Source organism: Stenotrophomonas sp. RIT-551, from assembly GCF_026241915.1.
Taxonomy (GTDB): Bacteria; Pseudomonadota; Gammaproteobacteria; order Xanthomonadales; family Xanthomonadaceae; genus Stenotrophomonas; species Stenotrophomonas bentonitica_A.
On the sequence record NZ_JAPJIU010000006.1, the window covers coordinates 61,676 to 82,228 of the forward strand.

General features: G+C 68.8%; 17 protein-coding genes. 10 read left to right on the forward strand and 7 right to left on the reverse strand.

Features of this window, described 5'->3' with window-relative positions; genetic code table 11:
- Positions 1-20 precede the first annotated feature (20 nt).
- From ORK51_RS09325 to ORK51_RS09340, 4 genes are read right to left on the reverse strand one after another with little or no spacing between them, the layout of a single operon-like run.
- Positions 21-2,054 carry a phospholipase D family protein gene (locus tag ORK51_RS09325; protein ID WP_266084780.1) on the reverse strand — a complete coding sequence of 678 codons (2,034 nt, stop codon included), beginning with the start codon at positions 2,052-2,054 and terminating at the stop codon, positions 21-23.
- Positions 2,051-2,608: a YceI family protein gene (locus tag ORK51_RS09330; protein ID WP_051010531.1), complete on the reverse strand. Its 558-nt coding sequence runs from the start codon at positions 2,606-2,608 to the stop codon at positions 2,051-2,053. Before ORK51_RS09330 ends, ORK51_RS09325 begins: the two co-directional genes overlap by 4 nt.
- A gap of 42 nt (positions 2,609-2,650) precedes the next feature.
- Complete coding sequence (locus ORK51_RS09335; protein WP_070426355.1) at positions 2,651-3,127, reverse strand: SixA phosphatase family protein; 477 nt, start codon at positions 3,125-3,127, stop codon at positions 2,651-2,653.
- Between the two features lie 13 nt (positions 3,128-3,140).
- A complete protein-coding gene (locus tag ORK51_RS09340; protein WP_019184919.1) occupies positions 3,141-3,773 on the reverse strand; it encodes a ParA family protein in 633 nt (210 codons plus the stop codon).
- Between the two features lie 132 nt (positions 3,774-3,905).
- Between ORK51_RS09340 and ORK51_RS09345 the strand changes: the two genes are divergently transcribed.
- Positions 3,906-5,390, forward strand: coding sequence for an AAA family ATPase (locus ORK51_RS09345; RefSeq protein WP_266084781.1), 1,485 nt, complete (start codon positions 3,906-3,908; stop codon positions 5,388-5,390).
- 26 nt (positions 5,391-5,416) lie between these two features.
- On the opposite strand, the gene ORK51_RS09350 is transcribed toward ORK51_RS09345, so the two are convergent.
- From ORK51_RS09350 to ORK51_RS09360, 3 genes are all read right to left on the reverse strand, one after another.
- Positions 5,417-6,349 (reverse strand): AEC family transporter, encoded by a 933-nt coding sequence (locus ORK51_RS09350; protein ID WP_261997892.1) that lies wholly within the window; start codon positions 6,347-6,349, stop codon positions 5,417-5,419.
- Positions 6,350-6,457: 108 nt separating this feature from the next.
- Positions 6,458-7,096, reverse strand: coding sequence for a tetratricopeptide repeat protein (locus ORK51_RS09355; protein WP_019184922.1), 639 nt, complete (start codon positions 7,094-7,096; stop codon positions 6,458-6,460).
- Positions 7,097-7,188: 92 nt separating this feature from the next.
- Positions 7,189-7,815 (reverse strand): DUF938 domain-containing protein, encoded by a 627-nt coding sequence (locus ORK51_RS09360; protein ID WP_070426351.1) that lies wholly within the window; start codon positions 7,813-7,815, stop codon positions 7,189-7,191.
- A 144-nt stretch (positions 7,816-7,959) separates the two neighbouring features.
- Here ORK51_RS09360 and ORK51_RS09365 point away from each other — a divergent pair, with 144 nt between their 5' ends.
- The 9 genes from ORK51_RS09365 to ORK51_RS09405 all read left to right on the forward strand — a co-directional run bounded on the left by ORK51_RS09365 (position 7,960) and on the right by ORK51_RS09405 (position 20,549).
- Complete coding sequence (locus tag ORK51_RS09365) at positions 7,960-9,588, forward strand: TldD/PmbA family protein (protein ID WP_266084782.1); 1,629 nt, start codon at positions 7,960-7,962, stop codon at positions 9,586-9,588.
- Between the two features lie 132 nt (positions 9,589-9,720).
- Positions 9,721-11,355, forward strand: coding sequence for a TldD/PmbA family protein (locus ORK51_RS09370; protein WP_019184927.1), 1,635 nt, complete (start codon positions 9,721-9,723; stop codon positions 11,353-11,355).
- Positions 11,356-11,375: 20 nt separating this feature from the next.
- On the forward strand, positions 11,376-12,710 hold the full coding sequence (locus ORK51_RS09375; protein ID WP_019184928.1) for a TldD/PmbA family protein: 1,335 nt from the start codon (positions 11,376-11,378) through the stop codon (positions 12,708-12,710).
- Positions 12,711-12,777: 67 nt separating this feature from the next.
- Entirely contained in the window at positions 12,778-13,479 is a 702-nt protein-coding gene (locus ORK51_RS09380; protein ID WP_070426349.1) for a DUF4159 domain-containing protein, read from the forward strand.
- Positions 13,480-13,540: 61 nt separating this feature from the next.
- A complete protein-coding gene (locus ORK51_RS09385) occupies positions 13,541-14,524 on the forward strand; it encodes an AAA family ATPase (RefSeq protein ID WP_019184930.1) in 984 nt (327 codons plus the stop codon).
- A gap of 10 nt (positions 14,525-14,534) precedes the next feature.
- On the forward strand, positions 14,535-15,431 hold the full coding sequence (locus ORK51_RS09390) for a DUF58 domain-containing protein (RefSeq protein WP_266084783.1): 897 nt from the start codon (positions 14,535-14,537) through the stop codon (positions 15,429-15,431).
- Positions 15,428-16,546 carry a BatA domain-containing protein gene (locus ORK51_RS09395; protein ID WP_266084784.1) on the forward strand — a complete coding sequence of 373 codons (1,119 nt, stop codon included), beginning with the start codon at positions 15,428-15,430 and terminating at the stop codon, positions 16,544-16,546. Before ORK51_RS09390 ends, ORK51_RS09395 begins: the two co-directional genes overlap by 4 nt.
- Entirely contained in the window at positions 16,543-18,720 is a 2,178-nt protein-coding gene (locus ORK51_RS09400) for a hypothetical protein (protein ID WP_266084785.1), read from the forward strand. Before ORK51_RS09395 ends, ORK51_RS09400 begins: the two co-directional genes overlap by 4 nt.
- Positions 18,717-20,549 (forward strand): hypothetical protein, encoded by a 1,833-nt coding sequence (locus ORK51_RS09405; RefSeq protein WP_266084786.1) that lies wholly within the window; start codon positions 18,717-18,719, stop codon positions 20,547-20,549. Before ORK51_RS09400 ends, ORK51_RS09405 begins: the two co-directional genes overlap by 4 nt.
- The last annotated feature ends 4 nt before the right edge of the window (positions 20,550-20,553 follow it).

Below are 20,553 nucleotides of genomic sequence, written 5' to 3' on the forward strand. Positions count from 1 at the left end.
TTCTCCGTGGGGTTGCAGATTTACAGAATCGGAACCAGCCCGGCGCCGAAGGCGGTGAGCATGCGCACCAGCAGCCACTTCGGCCCGACATTCACCTCGGGGAAATCCCCGACGGCGACATAGCAGGTGTGGAAGGCCGGGTCCTGCCGCTTGAGCGGATCCGGGCACTCGGGCCCGGGCTGGAACTCGTAATCGGTGGCGTAGCGCCACGGCCAGAAATCGAGCACGGGCAGCGCCTCGGAGGCCTTGCCGACACTGTAGTTCAGGCCGGACAGGACCGGCGGCTTGGCACGCGGCGCGACCACCCAGGAGTTCTGCGGGTGGATGTCGCGCAGGATGCTCTGCGCCAGCGCCTCGGCGAACACCGGGTCATCGATGATCACCGCGCCTTCGGTGTTGTAGTTCTCGCTGCGCGGGTCGAAGTTATGGGTGCCGATCACGCCGATGCGGCGATCCACCACCATCGATTTGGCGTGCAGGCCCATGCGGGCGCCCTTGCGGGTGACCGGCAGCGGCTTGTTGACCGCCTTGGTGCCCAGGAACGAGGGCCGGGTTTCAGCACGCAGCACGCGGCGCTCCACTTCGCTGCCATCGGTACTGCGGCGGCGCCCGCTGGCGCTGTTGCGGTCGGCGTTGCCACGGCGCGGGCCATCGCTGGCACGGCCGTCGCTGCCAGCGCGCGCATTGCTGCCGGCCGCGCTGCCCCCAAGCAGGCTGCTGCGCTTGCCCTGCGACGGCGGCGCCTCGGAACCCAGCGGTGCCGGCAGCAGGTTGCGGTAGTCCACCGGGGCATCGAGCGGGAACGGTTTGAACTCGTAGATGTTGAACCCGAGCTCACGCAGGTTGCGGCGTTTGTACTTGTAGGACAGCGCGTAGACGATCGGGTTGTCGGTGGCGGCCAGGCTGTTGGTGGACACCACCACGCGCGGTGCCTGCTCGCGTTTGCGCAGGTCGCGGAACAGGCGCTGCGCCGGCTTGGACAACACCAGGTACGGTGTCTGCAGCAGCACTTCGGATTGTGCGCTGGCGATCAGCGCATCCAGCTGCGGCTCGGTCACGTGCTGGCCGTTGGCCGGCTGGCTGGCACGTTCGCGGCGATGCTTGCGCGGCAGATCGGCGACGTACTGCACCGAGGCCACGGGCAGGGCGGTATCGACGAAGGTGCGGCGCACGTAGTCCGGATCGTCGGCCTCTTCACTGACCCGCTCGACCCGCTCGGGCCGCCGGAAGTCGGCCGGCGGCATGGCCGGCACGCCCTGGCGCAGCAGCGTGCGGCCGACATCGTTGAGGCGCTCGGCCGGAACACTGCGCGGCGCGCGCCAGAACGCATCGAAATTGGCGGCCATCTCACGCACTTCCGGGCCGGCCACGATCACATCGCGGTCGCGGAAGTTGTATTCGCTGTCCCAGTCGTAATAGTCGTCCTGGTAGTTGCGCCCACCGACCACGCCCAGTGCATCGTCGACCACCAGCAGCTTGTTGTGCATGCGCTGATTGAAACGGCGGAAGCAGCACACCACGCTGGCGGCGTAATCGAAGTAGTTCAGGCGCGCCTTGCCGAAGGTCGGGTTGTAGACCCGCAGTTCGAAGTTGGCATGGCTGCCGGACAGGGCGCCGAGGATCTCCAGGTCGGAGATCGCCGAGAGCTGGTCGATCAGCACCCGCACCTTGACCCCGCGGCGGGCGGCCGCCTGCAGTTCGTCCAGGACCAGCCGGGCGCTGTCGTCCTTGTCGAAGATGTAGGTCTGCAGGTCGATGCTGCGCGTGGCGCTGCGGATCAGGTTCAAGCGCGCGACGAGGGAAACTTCCCCTTCGTCGAGGATGGTGGCGTAGTGGCGCGGCTGGCCGGCATGCGATTCGGCGAAGGCACGGCCACCGAGGGCACGCAGCGGCGAATCCAGCGCGCAGCGGTCCGGCTGGGCGCAGTCGACCACGGTCGAACGCGCCTGTACGGCGATGCCGGCGGCGCGCTCGCGCTCGGCGTTGGACAGCGAAGCACAGCCGCTACCCAGCAACAGCGTTGCCAGCACCAACAGACGCAGCAATGGGTTCACGGTTTCGGCGCCTCGCTCAGACGCGCACGCAATACAAAGGTCACTCGATCACTCAGGGCAAGCTGCCAGCTGTCCATTCCATACCGGCCACGCTGGACGGTACCGCGGCTGACCACGTCGCAATCATACCCGGCCCGGGCACACTGCGGCGGCTCGACCCGCAGCGTTTCCGGGTGGCTGACCCCGCGCAGGATCAGCCGGCCCTGGATGCTGCCCCCCTTGTCGACCACCTCGGGCCAGTAGGGCAGCGAGTCGAACTCGACCACCGGGTAGCGGGCCGCATCGAAGAACTCCTCGCCCCGCATCCAGCCGGTGTAGCGGGCCTTGCCGGGGATCTCGACATAGCGGGTGAACATCCGCAGGTGCACCTGGTGGCGACCGTCGGAGAGCACTTCGATGTTGCCTTCAAAGCGGGGGAAGATGCCCTCGATGCGCTGCCCCAGCCGCGTCCGGATCTCAAACCCGAAGCGCGAGGTGGCCGTATCGAAGGCAAGGGCCTGGCTGGTGGCGGCCGGCACCGACGACGGCGGGGCGGCATGGGCCGCCCCTGCCATCAACAGCAGCCCGACCCACGCCGCGCGGACTGCCCACACGGGTTACGGCCACCAGAAGGCGGTCAGGCTGGCCACACCCGGCTCGATGGCAGCCTCACGGTCGAAGGCCAGGACCGCGATTCCGCCCGGTGGCATGCCCCGGTAATCACTGCTGGTGCCTTCGCTCATCAGGGCGACCAGTTGTTCCAGGCCCGGGTTGTGCCCGACCACCAGCAGGCGGTCGACGTCCCGGCGCGCATCGATCAGCCCCATCAAGGTGCCCGGGGTGGCCTCGTAGACGGCATCCTCCAGGCGCTTTTCGACGAAGCCGGTGATGCCCAGCACGGCCTCCAGGGTTTCGCGGGTCCGCCGCGACGGCGAGCAGAGCACGCAGTCGGGGAGCAGGTTGTTTTCCTTCAGCCAGCGGCCGGCGGCCTCGGCTTCGGCCAGACCGACCGGCGACAGCGGGCGGTCCAGATCGGCCTGGCCGGTGCTGGCGGCTTCGGCATGGGCGTGACGCAGCAGTATCAGTTCTCGCATGGGATCTCTCGTGTCAGGCTTTCTTCAGCCACTTCAACAGCGGCTCCCAGTCACTCTGGTGCTCGCGCACCTGGGCCGAGCGGTAGTCGAACAGACTCCGTCCCAGCCCGACCATCACCACATAGCTCTGGCTGTCGCGCAACTGCGCAACGACCTCGTAAGGCCAATCGGCCAACATCTGTATCGCCTGTTGCGAGGTCTGCGTCCAGGGTTTGGTGCGGTTGAGCACCAACCCGACCGGCAGGCTGCGGTCATGGACGCGGGCCACGCGCGACAGGCTGTTGAGGAAGCCGACGATGGCTTCGATGTCCAGCGCGGAAGGCAGCACGGGGACCACCACCGCATCGGCAACGTCAAGGAAATGCGGAATATCGTCGGCCATCGCACCGGCCGGCGCATCGATGATGACTTCGTCGGTGCCGTCGGGAACCAGTCGTTCCCAGCTCTTTTTGCGGTACACGTCGATCGGCAGCACGGCGCTTTCCAGGACCGAGCGGCGTTGTGCCCAGCGTGTGCTGGAGCCCTGTGGATCGGCATCGGCCAGGACGGTCCGCTTGCCTTCCAATGCCGAATGCGCCGCCAGGTGGGTGGCGACGGTGGTTTTGCCCACCCCGCCTTTGGAACCGGCCACCAGGATCGTCTTCATGCAGGCCTCGCTTCCGGGGAACGTCTCCGCAGCCTACACCGGCGCCTGTGACGGAGATAGTCGCGGCGCTGAACCAGAACCGGCGCCCACGGCTTTGCTATCGTGGATGGTTCCAATGGACTGACCGCCCGCATGAGCGAACTACAGGACCTGAGCGCGCTGATCCGCGCCAACACGCCGCTGATCATCATCGAGACCCAGGATGAAGGCCGGGTGGTCGAGCTGTTCCGGCAGACCCTGATGCATGTCTGGCGCGCCCTGCACCGCTGGTCGATCACCGAGGGGCTGCGCCGGATCGACATGGACCGCGAGGACGACCCGGTCGGCCCGCCCGACGCCAGCGCGGCCCTGCAGATGATCCGCCAGGCCGAGCAGCGCGGCATCTACCTGCTGCTCGATTTCCATCCCTACCTGGGCTATGCCAGCCACCAGCGCGCCCTGCGCGACCTGATCCAACGGCGCCACTGCCAGGCCCACGTGCTGGTCCTGATCGGGGCCAAGGTGGAACTGCCGGCCGAGCTGGAAGCGCTGGCCACCCGTTTCAATCCGCGCCTGCCCGACCTCAACGCGCTGTTGAAGATGCTGCGCGAGGAAGCCGAAGCCTATGCCCGCGAACATGGCGGGCGGCGCGTGGAGGTGGACAACGAGGCGGTCCAGAAGATCCTGCACAACCTGCGCGGGCTGAGCCTGGTCGACGCGCGGCGGATCGCCCGCCAGCTGATCTTCGCCGACGGTGCGCTCAGCCAGGACGACCTGCCGCAGCTGGCCCGGCTCAAGTTCGAGCTGCTCAACCGCGCCGGCCACCTGCACTACGAATACGACACCACCCGCTTCGCCGACGTGGCCGGTGCCAACCGGCTCAAGCGCTGGGTCAACCAGCGCCGCCCGGTCTTCCTCGGCGGCACCGGCCCGGCGGGCCTGGACCCGCCCAAGGGCATGCTGCTGCTGGGCGTGCAGGGCTGCGGCAAGTCGATGCTGGCCAAGGCGACGGCCGCCGGTTTCGGCGTGCCGCTGCTGCGGCTGGATTTCGGCAGCCTGTATGACAAGTACCACGGCGAGACCGAGAAGAACCTGCGCGATGCGCTGGCCTCGGCCGAGCTGCTGGCGCCGTGCGTGCTGTGGATCGACGAGATCGAGAAAGGCCTGGCCAGTGGCGGCGAAGATGGTGGCGTCTCGCGCCGCGTGCTCGGCCACCTGCTGACCTGGCTGGCCGAACGCAAGGGCACGGTGTTCATCGTCGCAACCGCCAACCAGGTCCATGAGCTGCCGGCCGAGCTGCTGCGCAAGGGGCGTTTCGATGAGATCTTCTTCGTCGACCTGCCCGATGCCAACACCCGGGTGGAACTGCTGCGCCTGCACCTGGGCAAGCGCCAGCTCAACGCCGACGATTTCGCGCTGCCGGCGCTGGCGGCCGCGGCGGACGGATTCTCCGGGGCGGAGATCGAACAGGCGGTGGTCGCCGGGCTGTACGCCGCACACGCCGAATCACGCGGGCTGGATACCCAGCTGCTGATGCAGGAGATCCGCGGCAGCCGGCCGTTGTCGGTGCTGATGGCCGAGCAGGTCACCGCGCTGCGCGAGTGGGCCCGCGGGCGCACCGTCAGCGCGGACGCGTAGCGCCTGACCGTTGGCCGGCTGCCGGATCACGGCGACCCAGGAAGACCGGCCCCGCGCTGCAGCACCCACACCCACGCCGGCAGCGTCACCAGCGACAGCAGGATGCCGTAGCCGACGAGCGCGGCAGCCAGGCGCGGGGCCAGGCGATGTGACATCGCCAGCGCGGCGGCGGTGATCATGGTCGGCATCGCCGACTCCAGCACATTGGCCTGCAGCATTGCACCCTGCAGGCCGAACACCCACGAGATCGGCAGCGCCAGCGCCGGCATCACCAGCAGCTTCAACAGCAACCCGATGCCCAGTGGCTTGAGCTCGTCCAATGGCAGGCGCAGCTGGATCGAAAAACCGACCGCCAACATCACCAGCGGCAGCATCGCATCGGCCAGCTGCTTCAGCCCGGTGCCGATCCAGCCCGGCGGCTGCTCAGGCATCAAGGTCAGCGCGAACAGCAACGCCCACAGCGGCGGGAACTTCGCGATCCGCAGCAGGATCTGCGCGGCGGTGGGCGGGGTGTCGCCGCTGTAGCGCGCGATCACGTACAGACCAAAGGTGGACAGCAGCACGAAGGTGCCGAACTGGTCGTAGACCACCGCATAGGGCAGGGCGTGATCGCCGAGCAGCGCGCGTACCATCGGGTAGCCGATGAAGCTGGAGTTGGCCAGCGCCACGCAGATCAGCAGCACTGCATGCACATCGCGGGCAAAGCCGAACGCGCGCGTGGCCAGGCTCACCAGGGCGAGCGTGCACAGCATCAACAGCCACGGCGTGGCGACCAGCCCGATCAGGCTGGTGTCCAGATGCAGCCGCGGGACATAGATCAGCACCGCCGCCGGCAGGCACACGTACAGCACGATGCGGTTGAGCACATCGGCCGTGTTCTCCGGCAGCGCGCGCAGCCGCGAGAACGCCATGCCCAGGCCGAGCATGGTCAGGATCAGAGCGAATGCGTCGAAAGCCATCGCGACAGCCTAGCCCAATCGCCTGCATGGCACGTTCCGACCATGGTCGAAGCCCGCATCGCCCGCGCTAGGGCAGGCCAGCCCGCCTGCACGGGCCGGCCTGCGGAATCATGGCCAGGCCGGTGGCTTCTCGGCCCACGCACGCTGCACCTCGGCCAGCGTGCTGCGCTCGCTGTCGCGCCAACCAGGCAGCAGTTCGGCGTAGCGATCGGCCCCACTCCACTGTTGCGGCTCGGTGCGCACGGCGGCGGCGTACCACTGCACGGCTTCGGTCTTGCGGCCCAGCGTCCACAGCGCCAGCGCGAAGGTGGGCGGCACCCATGCCGGATTCCCGCGCAGCGTGTTCTGCGCCGCGGTCCATTGCACCAACGCCGCGTCGGCCTCACCCAGCCGGAACAGATCCCAGCCGTAGTTCCAGCGCACCGACCGACCGGGCACCGAACTGGCCGATGCGGTCGTCGCGGCCTGTTCGTACAGACTGCGCCCCAGCTCGGGCCGGCCCTGCGCGATCGCCACGCCGGCCAGCTGCACGGTCGCTTCCAGGCTCTTGCGGCCGCGCTCGCGCTGCTTCATCAATTGGTCGACGAGCTCCCCGCCCTGGCCCTGCACCACCACCATCGGGGCGGCCGCCACGTCGTTGTCGAAGTAGAACTCCTGCACGGCCGGCAGCGATTGCGCCGACGCGTTGAACACACACGCCCCCATGGCCAGCATCACGCCGGCCACCATCTGTCTTGCAATTGCCATGCAAACTCCCCCAGGTTGTCACAACAACCTCCCCTCCTGATCCTAACCGCAGCATGCGCCGGACACCAAGCGCGGCCGACCAGCGGTCGGCGCTAGCCGGCGCGCCGCCACACCCGCAGGCGGTTGTTGGCCGGCATCGCCACGTCCTCGATCAGCTGCAGGCCCGCCCCCGCCGCCAGCGCATCCACCGCCTCGGCGTCGCGGATGCCCGAGGCCGGGTCCCGCGCCTTGAGCCATGCGTCGAACTGGCGGTTGCTGTCGCTGCTGTACTCGCCATGGGCATTGAACGGACCGTAGATACAGACCACGGCACCGGCCGCCATGACTGCCGGCAGCCCGGCAAACAGTGCCTGGACGTGCGCCCAGCTCATGATGTGCAGGGTGTTGGCACTGAACACCGCATCGAACGCCAACGGCGCGTCCGGCGGCAGCGGCCCGAGCCCGGGCGCGGGGGACAACACGGCCTGCAGCGGCCACGGGGCCGGTGTGTTGGGGAGGCCCGCGGCGTCCAGCCGCTCGGCGATGCCCGGCAGGTGATCCGGATGGTCACTGGCCTGCCACTGCAGGTGGGGCAGTGCCGCCGCGAAGGACTCGGCGTGCTGGCCGGTGCCGCTGCCGATCTCCAGCACCCGGTGGCGGTCGGCGAGGTGGCGCTGCAGCACCGCCAGGATCGGCGCGCGGTTGCGGTCGCAGGCCTCGGACCAGCGTATCTGGCTCATCGCAATGTCACATCGGCAGGGAATCGGTGTCCATCCAACCATGACCGCAGTCACTTGTGCCACTGTGCGATGCCACCGAAAGTCGAAGACTTGTCCAACGCCGGCCGCCTGCGCGCCGCCGGCCGTCCTTGGGGGATGTGAGCTGTGCAACGTCGTGAGTTTCTAGCGCTGTCTGGAATGGGCCTGGCGGGCCTGGTACTGCCGCATGGCCGGCTGATCGCCGCCGAGCAGCTGCTCGAACCGGGCGATGCGGGTCGCCGCAAGGCCCTGGCCGAGGCCGCGCTTGCCGCCGCCAAACGCGCCGGCGCCAGCTACTGCGATGTGCGCATCGGCCGGTACCTCAACCAGGCGATCATCACCCGCGAGGCCAACGTCCAGAACGTCACCAACAGCGAATCCTCGGGCATCGGCATCCGGGTGATCGTCAATGGCGCCTGGGGCTTTGCCGCCACCCACCAGCAGACCCCGGCCGCGGTGCTGGCCACGGTCGAGCAGGCCGCGGCGGTCGCCCGCGCCAACGCCGGCATCCAGAGCCGCCCGGTACAGCTGGCGCCGGTGACCGGCGTGGGTGACGTGAGCTGGAAGACCCCGATCCGCAAGAACGCGATGGCGGTACCGATCAAGGACAAGGTCGAGATGCTGCTGTCGCTGAATGCGGCCGCGCTCAATGCCGGCGCCGACTTCATCAACTCCACCCTGTTCCTGGTCAACGAACAGAAGTTCTTCGCCTCCAGCGACGGCTCGTTCATCGACCAGGACGTGCACCGGATCTGGCTGCCGTTCACCGCCACCGCGATCGACAAGGCCAGCGGCAAGTTCCGTACGCGCGCCGGGCTGTCCTCGCCGATGGGCATGGGCTACGAATTCCTCGATGGCGACGCGCGCGGCAAGATCGCGTTGCCGGGCGGCGTGGTCGCCTACCGCGATTCCTACGACCCGGTCGAAGATGCCATTGCCGCCGCCCGCCACGCCCGGGAGAAGCTCAAGGCGCCGTCGGTCAAGCCGGGCAAGTACGATCTGGTGCTGGACCCGTCCAACCTGTTCCTGACGATCCATGAGAACGTCGGCCACCCGCTGGAGCTGGACCGCGTGCTCGGCTACGAAGCCAACTACGCCGGCACCAGCTTCGCCACGCTGGACAAGCGCGAGGCGGGCTTCCGCTGGGGCAGCGACATCGTCAACTTCTTCGCCGACAAGACCGCCCCGGGCAGCCTGGGCGCGGTGGGCTACGACGATGAAGGGGTCAAGACCAAGCGCTGGGACCTGGTCAAGGACGGCATCCTGGTCAACTACCAGGCCACCCGCGATGAGGTGCACCTGCTCGGCGAGAAGGAAAGCCACGGCTGCAGCTACGCCGATTCGTGGTCCAGCGTGCAGTTCCAGCGCATGGCCAACGTGTCGCTGGCGCCGGGCAAGGCCCCGCTGAGCGTGGCCGACATGATCAAGAACGTGGAGAACGGCATCTACATCCACGGCCGCGGCTCGTACTCGATCGACCAGCAGCGCTTCAACGCGCAGTTCGGCGGCCAGCTGTACTACCAGATCAAGAACGGCCAGATCACCGGCATGGTCGAGGATGCCGCCTACCAGATCCGCACGCCGGAGTTCTGGAATGCCTGCAGCGCGATCTGCGACGAGCGCGATTTCCGCTTCGGCGGCTCGTTCTTCGATGGCAAGGGCCAGCCGGGCCAGGTCTCGGCGGTCTCGCATGGCTCGGCGACCGCGCGCTTTGATGGCATCAACATCATCAACACCGCACGCAGCCTGGGATGAGCCCGTCCCTGCTCCGTGCCGAATGTCACTACCGCGGCGCACGCATGGCCGCAAGAATCGGCTGTGCCGCCGCGGCGGTCGCCCTGATGTCGCTGTTTCCCTGCCACCCCCACACCGACGTGGAGAGCTGCCTTGCAAAGACGTGACTTCCTCGCCCTGACCGGGCTTACCGCTGGCGGACTGATCGTGCCGTCGTTCTTCGGCAAGGTCATTGCCGCCGAGCAACTGCAGAGCAGCCTCGACCCGGCCCTGAAGAAGCGCCTGGCCGACGCCGCCCTGGCCGCTGCGCGCCAGGCGGGCGCGACCTACTGCGATGTGCGTATCGGCCGCTACCTGCGCCAGTACGTGATCACCCGCGAGGACAAGGTCCAGAACGTGGTGAACACCGAGTCGACCGGCGTGGGCATCCGCGTGATCGTCAACGGCGCCTGGGGCTTTGCCGCCACCAACCAGCTTGGCACCACCGACGTGGCGCGTGCCGCACAGCAGGCGGCGGCGATCGCCAAGGCCAACGCCGGCGTGCAGACCGCGCCGGTGCAGCTGGCTGCCGCGCCCGGCGTGGGTGAGGTCTCCTGGCGCACCCCGATCCGCAAGAACGCGATGGACGTGCCGATCAAGGAAAAGGTCGAGCTGCTGCTGGACGTCAATGCAGGCGCGATGGGCGCCGGCGCCAGCTTCGTCAACTCGATGCTGTTCCTGGTCAACGAACAGAAGTACTTTGCCTCCACCGACGGCTCCTACATCGACCAGGATGTGCACCGCATCTGGGCACCGATGACGGTCACCGCCATCGACAAGAGCACCGGCAAGTTCCGCACCCGCTCGGGGCTGTCCTCGCCGATGGGCCTGGGCTACGAGTACCTCGATGGCGTCGGCACCGGCAAGGCGGTCTCGCCCAACGGCGTGGTCAACTACCGCAACTCCTACGACATGAAGGCCGATGCGATCGCCGCGGCCAGGCAGGCGCAGGAGAAGCTCAAGGCCCCGTCGGTGAAGCCGGGCAAGTACGACCTGATCCTGGATCCCTCGCACACCTGGCTGACCATCCACGAGTCGGTCGGCCATCCGCTGGAACTGGACCGCGTGCTCGGCTACGAAGCCAACTACGCCGGCACCAGCTTCGCCACGCTGGACAAGCGCGAGCAGCATTTCCAGTACGGCAGCGACAAGGTCAACATCTTCGCCGACAAGACCCAACCGGGCAGCCTCGGTGCGGTCGGCTACGACGATGAAGGCGTCAAGACCAAGCGCTGGGACCTGATCAGCGAAGGCAAGCTGGTGGATTACCAGACCATCCGCGACCAGGCCCACATCCTCGGCAAGACCGAGTCCGATGGTTGCTGCTATGCCGATTCGTGGTCCAGCGTGCAGTTCCAGCGCATGGCCAACGTCTCCATGGCACCGGGCAAGACCAAGCTGAGCGTGGCCGACATGATCAAGGACGTCGAGAACGGCATCTACATCATCGGCGACGGCTCGTTCTCCATCGATCAGCAGCGGTACAACGCGCAGTTCGGTGGCCAGCTGTTCTATGAAATCAAGAACGGCCAGATCACCCGCATGCTCGAGGACGTGGCCTACCAGATCCGCACGCCGGAGTTCTGGAATGCCTGCACCGCCGTGGCCGATGAAAGCGACTACCGCCTGGGCGGCTCGTTCTTCGACGGCAAGGGCCAGCCGGGCCAGGTCTCGGCGGTCTCGCACGGTTCGTCCACCGCGCGCTTCAACGGCATCAACGTCATCAACACCGCGCGCAGCCTCGGCTGACCGGTCAGGAGCCCCAATCCATGAGTATCTTCACCGAAGCCCAGGCCAAGGCCATCCTCGACAAGGTCATCGCGCTCTCCAAGGCCGATGAATGCACTGCCGTGCTGGCCGGCTCGATCGACGGCAACATCCGTTTCGCACTGAACAATGTCTCCACCAGCGGCATCGTCGACAACACCGAACTGGCCGTCACGGTCGCCTTCGGCAAGCGCGTCGGCACCGCCTCGATCAACGAATTCGACGATGCCGCGCTGGAACGCGTGGTGCGCCGCGCCGAGGATCTGGCCCGCCTGGCCCCGGAGAACCCGGAGTTCCTGCCGGCGATCGGCAAGCAGACCTACCGGCCCAGCCCGACCTTCAGCGAATCCACTGCGGCGATCGACCCGGCCTTCCGCGCCAAGGTCGCCGCCGACTCGATCGCGCCGTGCCGTGGCAACGGTCTGATCGCGGCCGGCTTCCTGGAAGACGGCCAGAGCTTCTACGCCACCGCCAACAGCAACGGCAACTTCGGTTACCAGCGCGGCACCAACTTCGACTACACCTGCACCGTGCGCACCGAAGACGGCCGCGGCTCGGGCTGGGTGGGTCGCAACCTCAAGGATGCCGCCGATTTCAAGGCCGACCAGGACATCCGCATCGCCATGCGCAAGGCCACCGAATCGGCCGAGGCCAAGGCGCTGGAGCCGGGCAAGTACACGGTGATCCTGGAGCCGGCGGCGGCGGCCGGCCTGATCAGCTTCATGATGAACTTCTTCGATGCGCGCTCGGCCGATGAAGGCCGCAGCTTCCTGTCCAGGAAGGGCGGCGGCAACAAGCTGGGCGAGCAGGTCTACGACCCGCGCGTGACCATGGTCGCCGACCCGTGGCACCCCGAAGCCGCCGTGCTGCCGTGGGACAACGAAGGCCAGCCGCGCGAGAAGCTGGACATCATCAAGGACGGCAAGATCGCCAACCTCAACTACTCGCGCTTCTGGGCGCAGAAGCAGGGCAAGACCGCCAACGCGCGCCCGGGCAACCTGCTGATGTCCGGTGGCGACAAGAGCACTGCCGAGCTGGTCCGTGGCACCCAGAAGGGCATCCTGGTCACGCGCACCTGGTACATCCGCATGGTCGATCCGCAGACCGTGCTGCTGACCGGCCTGACCCGCGATGGCACCTTCTACATCGAGAACGGCCAGATCAAGCACCCGGTGAAGAACTTCCGCTTCAACGAGTCGCCGGTGATCATGCTCAACAACATCGAAGAGCTGGGCAAGCCGGTGCGTGTGGCCGGTGACGAATCCAGCCTGGTGATGATGATCCCGCCGATGAAGCTGCGCGATTTCACCTTCACCTCGTTGTCCGACGCGGTCTGATGAACGGTCGTGACGGCCACTGGCCGTCTCCCCGGCTGGCCGGTTGCTCCCGGGAACGTGCGCGGCGATGAACCGCGCACAGTTCCTGCGGCTGATGCTGGGCAGTGCGGCGTTCGCAGCCCTGCCCGCGCCGGCGCGCGCCCAGGCCGGGCGGTACGACTTCTGGTTCACCCGCCTCAAGTACGACTCCGGCGACTGGGACGTGGACGCGCGCATGCCGTCCAACGTGATCACCTCGCTGATCGATTACACCACCCTGCGCGTGGACCCCACCGAGCACGTGATCGCGCTGTCCGATCCGCGCATGCTGGAGGCACCGTTCTGCTACCTGGCCGGGCACAAGCTGGTCGAGTTCAATGCCGCCGAGCGGCAGAACTTCGTGCGTTACGTGCGCAATGGCGGTTTCGTGTTCGTCGATGACTGCAACCACGATATCGATGGTCTGTTCGCGAAGTCCTTCGAAGCACAGATGGCCAAGCTGTTCGGGCCGAAGGCGCTGAACAAACTGCCCAACAACCACGCGCTCTACCGCAGTTTCTTCCACTTCCCCGAGGGCCCGCCGGCCACCGGGTTCGAGCTCAATGGCTGGGGCGATGATCTGGTCCACGATTACCTCAAGGGCATCCAGATCGATGGCCGCCTCGGCGTGCTCTACAGCAACAAGGATTACGGGTGTGAGTGGGACTACGACTGGCGCAACAAGCGCTTCCTGGCCGAAGACAACACCCGTTTCGCGGTCAACATCGTGATGTATGCCTTGAACAGCTGAGCTTCTTCCTGCTTTTTCAGCCACGCGTGGCGTGGCTCTACGCCGATCCTGCGAGTGCCTTATGACGACCGACCGCCTTGATGCCCTTCTCCCCAAACTGCAGCAGCTGCGCGGTGCGTTGGCCCAGGCCGTGGTCGGCCAGCACGCGGTGGTCGAACAGCTGCTGATCGGCCTGCTGGCCGGCGGCCACTGCCTGCTCGAGGGCGCCCCCGGGCTGGGCAAGACCCTGCTGGTGCGCTCGCTCGGGCAGGCACTGGAGCTGCAGTTCCGGCGCGTGCAGTTCACGCCCGATCTGATGCCCAGCGACATCCTCGGTACCGAGCTGCTGGAAGAGGACCACGGCACCGGCCACCGTCACTTCCGGTTCCAGAAGGGTCCGATCTTCACCAACCTGCTGCTGGCCGACGAGCTCAACCGCACCCCGCCCAAGACCCAGGCCGCACTGCTGGAGGCGATGCAGGAGCGCACCGTCAGCTACGCCGGCACCACGTATGCGTTGCCGGCGCCGTTCTTCGTGCTGGCCACGCAGAACCCGATCGAACAGGCCGGTACCTACCCGCTGCCGGAGGCCCAGCTCGACCGCTTCCTGCTGCATGTGCGGGTGGACTATCCCACCGAACAGGAAGAGCGCGACATCCTGCTGCAGACCACCGGCAGCGCCAACGGCAGCGTCCCCAAGGTGATGGAGGCTGACGAGGTCCTGGCGCTGCAGTCAGCCGTGCGCGAGGTCCACATCAGCGACGACGTACTCACCTGGATCACCCGCCTGGTGCGTGCCAGCCGCCCGGGCAGCGACGCACCGGCGGCGGTGAACCAGTGGATCAAGTGGGGCGCCGGCCCGCGTGCCGGGCAATCGCTGGTGCTGGCGGCCAAGGCGCGCGCACTGCTGCAGGGCCGCTTCGCGGCCACCCGCGAGGACGTGCAGGCGCTGGCGGCACCGGTGATGCGTCACCGCCTGCTGCTGTCCTTCGCTGCCGAGGCCGAGCAGAAGAGCGCCGACGACGTGGTCGCCGCGCTGCTGCAGGCCGTGCCGTTCCCGGGTTGATCCGCACACCGTGAGCCGCAACGCACCGATCGCGATCCCCGCCGATGTCCGCAGCCGCCTGAAGGCGCTGCGGCTGCTGCCACGGCGTGCACGCGGCGCGCACGGCATCGGCCAGCACGCCAGCCGCAGCCGCGGCGCCGGGCTGGAGTTCGCGCAGTACCGCGCCTACGAGCCGGGTGACGAACTTCGCCAGATCGACTGGAAGCTCTACGCGCGCTCGGACCGCTTCTTCGTGCGTGAATCCGAACGCGAAAGCCCGATCACGACCTGGGTGCTGATCGATGCGACCGCCTCGGCGCGCCAGAGCGACCGTGCGCGACCGGACTGGTCGCGCCTGGACCACCTCTGCGCCACCGCCGCCTGCCTGGTCGAACTGGCCCTGCAGCAAAGCGACCGCTTCGGCGTGATCGCCATCAGCGGCGAGGGCGTGCAACTGGTCCCCGCCGGGCACGGCCCGCGCCAGCGCGACCGCGTGCACCTGCTGCTGCGCCAGCTCCGGGCCAGCGGCACGTGGCCGCCGGTCACTTCCCTGGCCCCGGTCTGGGAGCGGGTGCAGGCCGGCGACCTGCTGGTCGCGCTGGGCGACGGTTTCGACGAGGGCGGCATCGTGCTGCTGGAGCGGCTGGCCGCCGCCCGCCGCGAGGTGCTGCACCTGCAGGTACTGACCGCCGAAGAGCGCGATTTCCCGTTCACCGACGGCCACCGTTTCCGCGATCCGGAAACCGGCGATGAGCTGCTGGGCGACGGCCGTGCGATCCGTGCCGAATACCTGGCCCGTTTCGATTCCGCCCAGCGCGCGTTGCAGGCGCGATTGCAGAGCAGCGGCATCGTGCATGCCACCGGCTATCTCGACCAGCCGCTGGATCAGCCGCTGCGTGCGCTGCTCGGTGCCGGAGGCGGCGCGTGAGCCTGCTGTTTCCACTGGGGTTGCTGGCACTGGCGGCCTGGCTGGTCCCGCTCCTGATCCACCTGGCGCGTCGGCACCAGTACGCGCCACTCGACTTCGCCGCGCTGCGCTGGCTGCAGGCCCGGATCCGGCCGCGCCAGAAGATCCGCTTCGACGCGTGGCCGCTGCTGCTGGTGCGGCTGCTGCTGCTGGCTGCACTGGCCCTGTTGCTGGCGCGGCCGGTGCTGCACGGTGGCGCCGTCGACATCCACCCGGTCACGGTGGTCGCCCCTGGTCTGGGCGGTACGGCCCTGCGTGGCCAGGACGCGAAGGGAGATTGGCGCTGGCTGGCTCCGGGCTTCCCCGCACTGGCCGATGCCGCCCCGGCGCCCACGCAACCGCTGTCCAGCCTGCTGCGCGAGCTGGACCAGACACTGCCTGCCGGCGCACCGCTGACGGTGTACGTGCCCGACCCGATGCCCGGGCTGGATGGCGAGCGCCCGCGCCTGTCGCGTGCCGTGGATTGGCGGCCGGTGCCGTTGGCGCCGGCCAGCACTCGCACCACCGCACCGCCGGTGCTGCAGGTCGGTGGCGAGATCGCAGAAGGCGAGCAGCGCGTGCTGGCCGCGCTGCAGCGTGCCTGGTCCAACCAGGCGTTGTCTCCTGCCCGCGGTGCCGGTACCGCCCCCGATGCTGGGCAGACCGGCGTGTGGCTCGCCGCTGCGCCGCTGCCTGCTGCCTGGCAGGCGTGGTTGCACCAGGGCGGCAGCGTACTGGTCGCGCCCGGTGCTGCGGAGGCCGGCTGGATGCCCGTCCTGCGCGATGCAGACGGTGCAGTGGTGCTGGAACAGCGGTCCGAAGCACAGGGTCGCCTGCTGCGCTTCGCGTCGCCGCTGACACCGACGGCGCTGCCGGTGTTGCGCGATCCCGGCTTCCCGCGCCAGTTGCTGGCCGTCCTCGCCGCACCCGCCCCGCCGACCCTCGCCGCGGCAGCGACACAGCAGCCGCTGCGCGGCGGCGCCACGCCGCTGCCCGCACCGCGCGAGCTGAGCCCCTGGCTGCTGGCGCTGATCGTGCTGCTGTTCGCGCTGGAACGGGTGATCGCGACCTCACCGCGCCGCGGAGCCGGCGCATGAACGCTGCCATCCAGCACGCCTGGCAGCGCGCGCGCCGGCGCCAGTGGTGGATCACCACCCTGCTCGCGGTGCCGGTCGCGTTGGCGATCAGCGCGGTGGCGTGGCGGCTGGCCGGCTTCAACGCGGCTACGGTAGTCCTGCTGTTGACGTTGCTGGTCAGCGCCGGCGTGGCGACCTGGCGCGCACGTGGTCTGGATCGCCAATGGCTGGTCCGCCGGTTGAACGACCATCCGGTCGCACAGGACAGTGCCGACCTGCTGTTTGCCCCACCGGCGGCATTGAACCCGTTGCAGAAGCGGCAGCGCACGCATGTCGCCGCCGCCCTGCAGGCGCGCATGCCCGAACTGCGGCCACGCTGGCCGCGCCGTTGGCTGCTGGCCTCGGTGATCACGTCGCTGGTGGTGATGGCACTGGCGCTGGGTTGGCCACGCGGCCATAACGCGGCGCCCCTGTTCCCGGGCGCGGCGGCACCGCCGGCCACACCCGCGCAGCCACCGCAGCTGCGTTCCGCCCGGCTGGAGATCACTGCCCCGGCCTACACCGGGCAGGCCGCGCGTGTGCAGAGCACGCTGGATGGCAAGGTCCCGCAGGACAGCCGCCTGCACTGGTCGCTGCGCTTCTCGGCGCAACCGCAGGCCGCTGCGCTCCAGTTCCACGATGGCCAGCGCATCGCGCTGCAACGCGATGGCGACCAATGGACCGCGCAGTGGACCGCCACGCGTCCGGCGCTGTACCGCGTGGTCACCGAGCCTGCCCTGCGCGACACCCGCCTGTACCGGCTCGATGTGGTGCCCGATCGCCCGCCCGTGGTGCGCGTGATCGCGCCCGACCGTAGTCTCGTGCTGGGGACACCCGGCCAACGCCAGTGGCCGCTGCAGTTCGAGGCCACCGACGACTACGGCGTGGTTGCCACGGCACAGTTGAAGGTCACCCTGGCCCAGGGCAGCGGCGAGAACATCACCTTCCGCGAGCAGACCTTCAACCTCGCCGGCACCGGACCGGCGACGCAGCGGCGCTTCGCGCGCACGCTCGATCTCGCCGCGCTGGGCGCCACCGAAGGCAACGATGTGATCGCGCAGTTGACCGTGCGCGACACCCACACGCCCGGCGCGCAGAGCGCCCAGAGCAGCAGCGTGATCCTGCGCCTGCCCAGCGCCGCGGAGATCCAGGGCACCGACATGGAGGGCATGGTCAAGAAGACCCTGCCCGCGTATTTCCGCAGCCAGCGCCAGATCATCATCGACGCCGAAGCGCTGATCAAACAGCGCCGCCAGCTGCCGGCGGAGGAGTTCGTGAAGCGTGCCGATGCGATCGGCGTGGACCAGCGGATCCTGCGCCTGCGCTATGGCCAGTTCCTCGGCGAGGAAAGCGAAGGCGGGGCCAAGCCACCGCCGACCAGCGATGCCCTGCCGACCAGTGACACACCAGCGGCCGCGCACGATGACGATCACGATCACGATCACGATGGCGACCATGCCAGGACCCAGGCGCAGGCCGGCCACGACGACCATGATCATGGCGCGCCGACCGACGGCAGCGCCCCGGTGTTCGGCAGCGCCACCGACGTGCTCGCCGAATACGGCCATACCCACGATCACGCCGAGGCCGCCACCCTGCTCGATCCCAAGACGCGCGCCACGCTGAAGGCGGCGCTCGATCAGATGTGGTCGTCGGAAGGCGAGCTGCGCCAGGGCCAGCCCGAGCGTGCCCTGCCCTACGCCTACAAGGCGCTGGGCTTCATCAAGGAAGTGCAGCAGGCCGAGCGCATCTACCTGGCACGGGTCGGCCCGGAACTGCCGCCGATCGACGAGAGCCGACGCATGAGCGGCGATCGCGCCGACCTGGCCAGCCGCACCTTGCCACTGCGTGCGCTGGAGGCACCCGACCAGGCCATCGTGCAGGTCTGGCAGCAGCTGGCCGATCCGGCCAGCGCGCCGGATCTGGACGCACTCACCCACTGGCTGCGACGCAATGAAGCGCGCCTGCCGGACCCGCTGAGCCTGGCCGGCGCCATCGAAACACTGCGCATCACCCCGGACTGCGCCGACTGCCACCAGGCCCTGCGTGCGCAGCTGTGGCGCGCCCTGCTGCGGCCACTGCCGCAGGTCGCCCGGCGCAACGCCCCCGATGCCATGGGTCAGCGCTACCTGGATGCACTGGAGGCCACCCCGTGAGCGAACCGCGCTGGATCCTGATCGCGCTGTTCGCCGTGCTGTTGTTGAGCAGCGCGCGTCTGTGCTGGCAGCAATGGCGCGGATCGGCGCGGGGGCGCGGTGTGTTCGCCAGCCTGCTGGTGTTGCAGGCCGTGGCGACCGTGCTGCTCTACCTGACCCTGGTGCCACCGATGCAGCGCGTGGCCGGCGGCCAGCTCACCGTGCTGACTGGCGCGGCCGATCAGGTGCGCTGGTCAGCGGCGCCGGGCGAGGCCGTGGTCGCACTGCCGGAAGCGACGAAAGTGGCAGACGCCCTCGCCGCGCCCGACCTGGCCACCGTGTTGCGCCAGCATCCCGGTCCCACCTCCCTTCGGTTGATCGGCGATGGCCTGTCGGCCCGCGATCGCGATGCCGCGCTGCCCCGTGGCGTGCGTATCGAATGGCCCAGCGCACCACAGGGCTGGATCGCACTGCAGCCGCCACCGGTTGCTGCGCCCGGTGCGGTGTTCACCGTCAACGCGCGTGCGCAGGGCGTGCCGAACGCACGCGCCGAGCTGGTGGACCCGGCCGGGCTGGTGGTTGACCGCGCAATGCCCGGGGCCGATGGTCGCGTGCAGCTTGATGGTGTCGCGCGCGTGCCGGGGCAGAGCACGTTCCGTCTGCGCCTGCTGGATGCCGGGCAGCACGTGGTCGATACGCTGGAGGTACCGGTGGACACCGTGGGCGCGGCAGCGCCGCGGCTGCTGATCCTGGCCGGTGCGCCGGGGCCCGAGTTGAAGTACCTGCGTCGCTGGGCGACCGATGCGGGGCTGGCCGTACAAGCGCACGCCCATGCCGGCGGTGGGGTGTCGCTCGGCGATGCACCCGTCGCGCTCACTGCGGCGACGCTGGCGGCGACGGATGCCGTGCTGCTCGATGAGCGCAGTCTGGCCGGGCTGTCGGCGGCGCAACGCAGCGCGCTGCAGCAGGCGATCCGCGGTGGGTTGGGCGTGCTCGTCCGCACCAGCGGCCCCCTCAACGACAGCACGCGCCAAGCGCTGCGCAGCTGGGGGATGCCCATCAGCGGCAACAACCAGGCCACCCCGCTGACACTGCCGGCCGACGCCGATGCCGCCCTGCTCCAGGCACGCCGTGGTCCCCAGCGGCCCGCGTCGGACACCACGGCCTACATCGAAGAAGCCGACACCGCCTCGCATCAGGCCAGCGTGCCGGTATTGGAGCGACTGGGTGTGACGGTCAACGACGCGACACCGCTGCTGCACGATGACAAGGGCAATGCGATCGGCGGCTATCGCCCGCTGGGCCGGGGCCGTGTTGCGCTGCTGCCGGTCACCGACAGCTATCGACTGGTGCTGGCCGGTCGCGACGATCGCCACGCCGAGCTGTGGAGCACCGTGCTGGCCAGCGTGGCCCGCCCACTTCCCGCCGCAGATGCACCACGCGTCGACTCCGATACCCCGTGGGCCGGCGAGCGCGTAGCGCTGTGCCAGCTGCGGGAACCTGCACAGGTGCGCGCACCGGATGGCGCGCGCATTGCGCTGCGCATCGATCCGGCCAGCGGCGCGGAACGCTGCGCCGGCTACTGGCCGACGCAGGCCGGCTGGCATCAGCTGCAGCAGGGTGAGAACCGCCACGCGTTCTACGTGTTCGATCCGGCCACTGCGCGATCGCTGCATCGCCAACAGCTGCGGGAGGCCACCGCACAGCGTCTGGCCGTGGGCACCGCGGCAACGTCGGCCGGCGTGATCGAAACGCCAGGACCGCGTTGGCCATGGCTGCTCGCCTTCGTGCTGGCGGCCGGGCTGCTGTGGTGGCTGGAGCGGCGGCGGGTGGCCGCCCTCGCGCCGTGATCCG

Coding starts and splice junctions, on each gene's coding strand:
- ORK51_RS09385 (WP_019184930.1), top strand. CDS start 13,541: ATGACGACCGACCGCCTTGATGCCCTTCTCCCCAAACTGCAGCAGCTG.
- ORK51_RS09360 (WP_070426351.1), bottom strand. CDS start 7,815: ATGAGCCAGATACGCTGGTCCGAGGCCTGCGACCGCAACCGCGCGCCG.
- ORK51_RS09355 (WP_019184922.1), bottom strand. CDS start 7,096: ATGGCAATTGCAAGACAGATGGTGGCCGGCGTGATGCTGGCCATGGGG.
- ORK51_RS09335 (WP_070426355.1), bottom strand. CDS start 3,127: ATGCGAGAACTGATACTGCTGCGTCACGCCCATGCCGAAGCCGCCAGC.
- ORK51_RS09340 (WP_019184919.1), bottom strand. CDS start 3,773: ATGAAGACGATCCTGGTGGCCGGTTCCAAAGGCGGGGTGGGCAAAACC.
- ORK51_RS09375 (WP_019184928.1), top strand. CDS start 11,376: ATGAGTATCTTCACCGAAGCCCAGGCCAAGGCCATCCTCGACAAGGTC.
- ORK51_RS09400 (WP_266084785.1), top strand. CDS start 16,543: ATGAACGCTGCCATCCAGCACGCCTGGCAGCGCGCGCGCCGGCGCCAG.
- ORK51_RS09345 (WP_266084781.1), top strand. CDS start 3,906: ATGAGCGAACTACAGGACCTGAGCGCGCTGATCCGCGCCAACACGCCG.
- ORK51_RS09350 (WP_261997892.1), bottom strand. CDS start 6,349: ATGGCTTTCGACGCATTCGCTCTGATCCTGACCATGCTCGGCCTGGGC.
- ORK51_RS09380 (WP_070426349.1), top strand. CDS start 12,778: ATGAACCGCGCACAGTTCCTGCGGCTGATGCTGGGCAGTGCGGCGTTC.
- ORK51_RS09330 (WP_051010531.1), bottom strand. CDS start 2,608: ATGGCAGGGGCGGCCCATGCCGCCCCGCCGTCGTCGGTGCCGGCCGCC.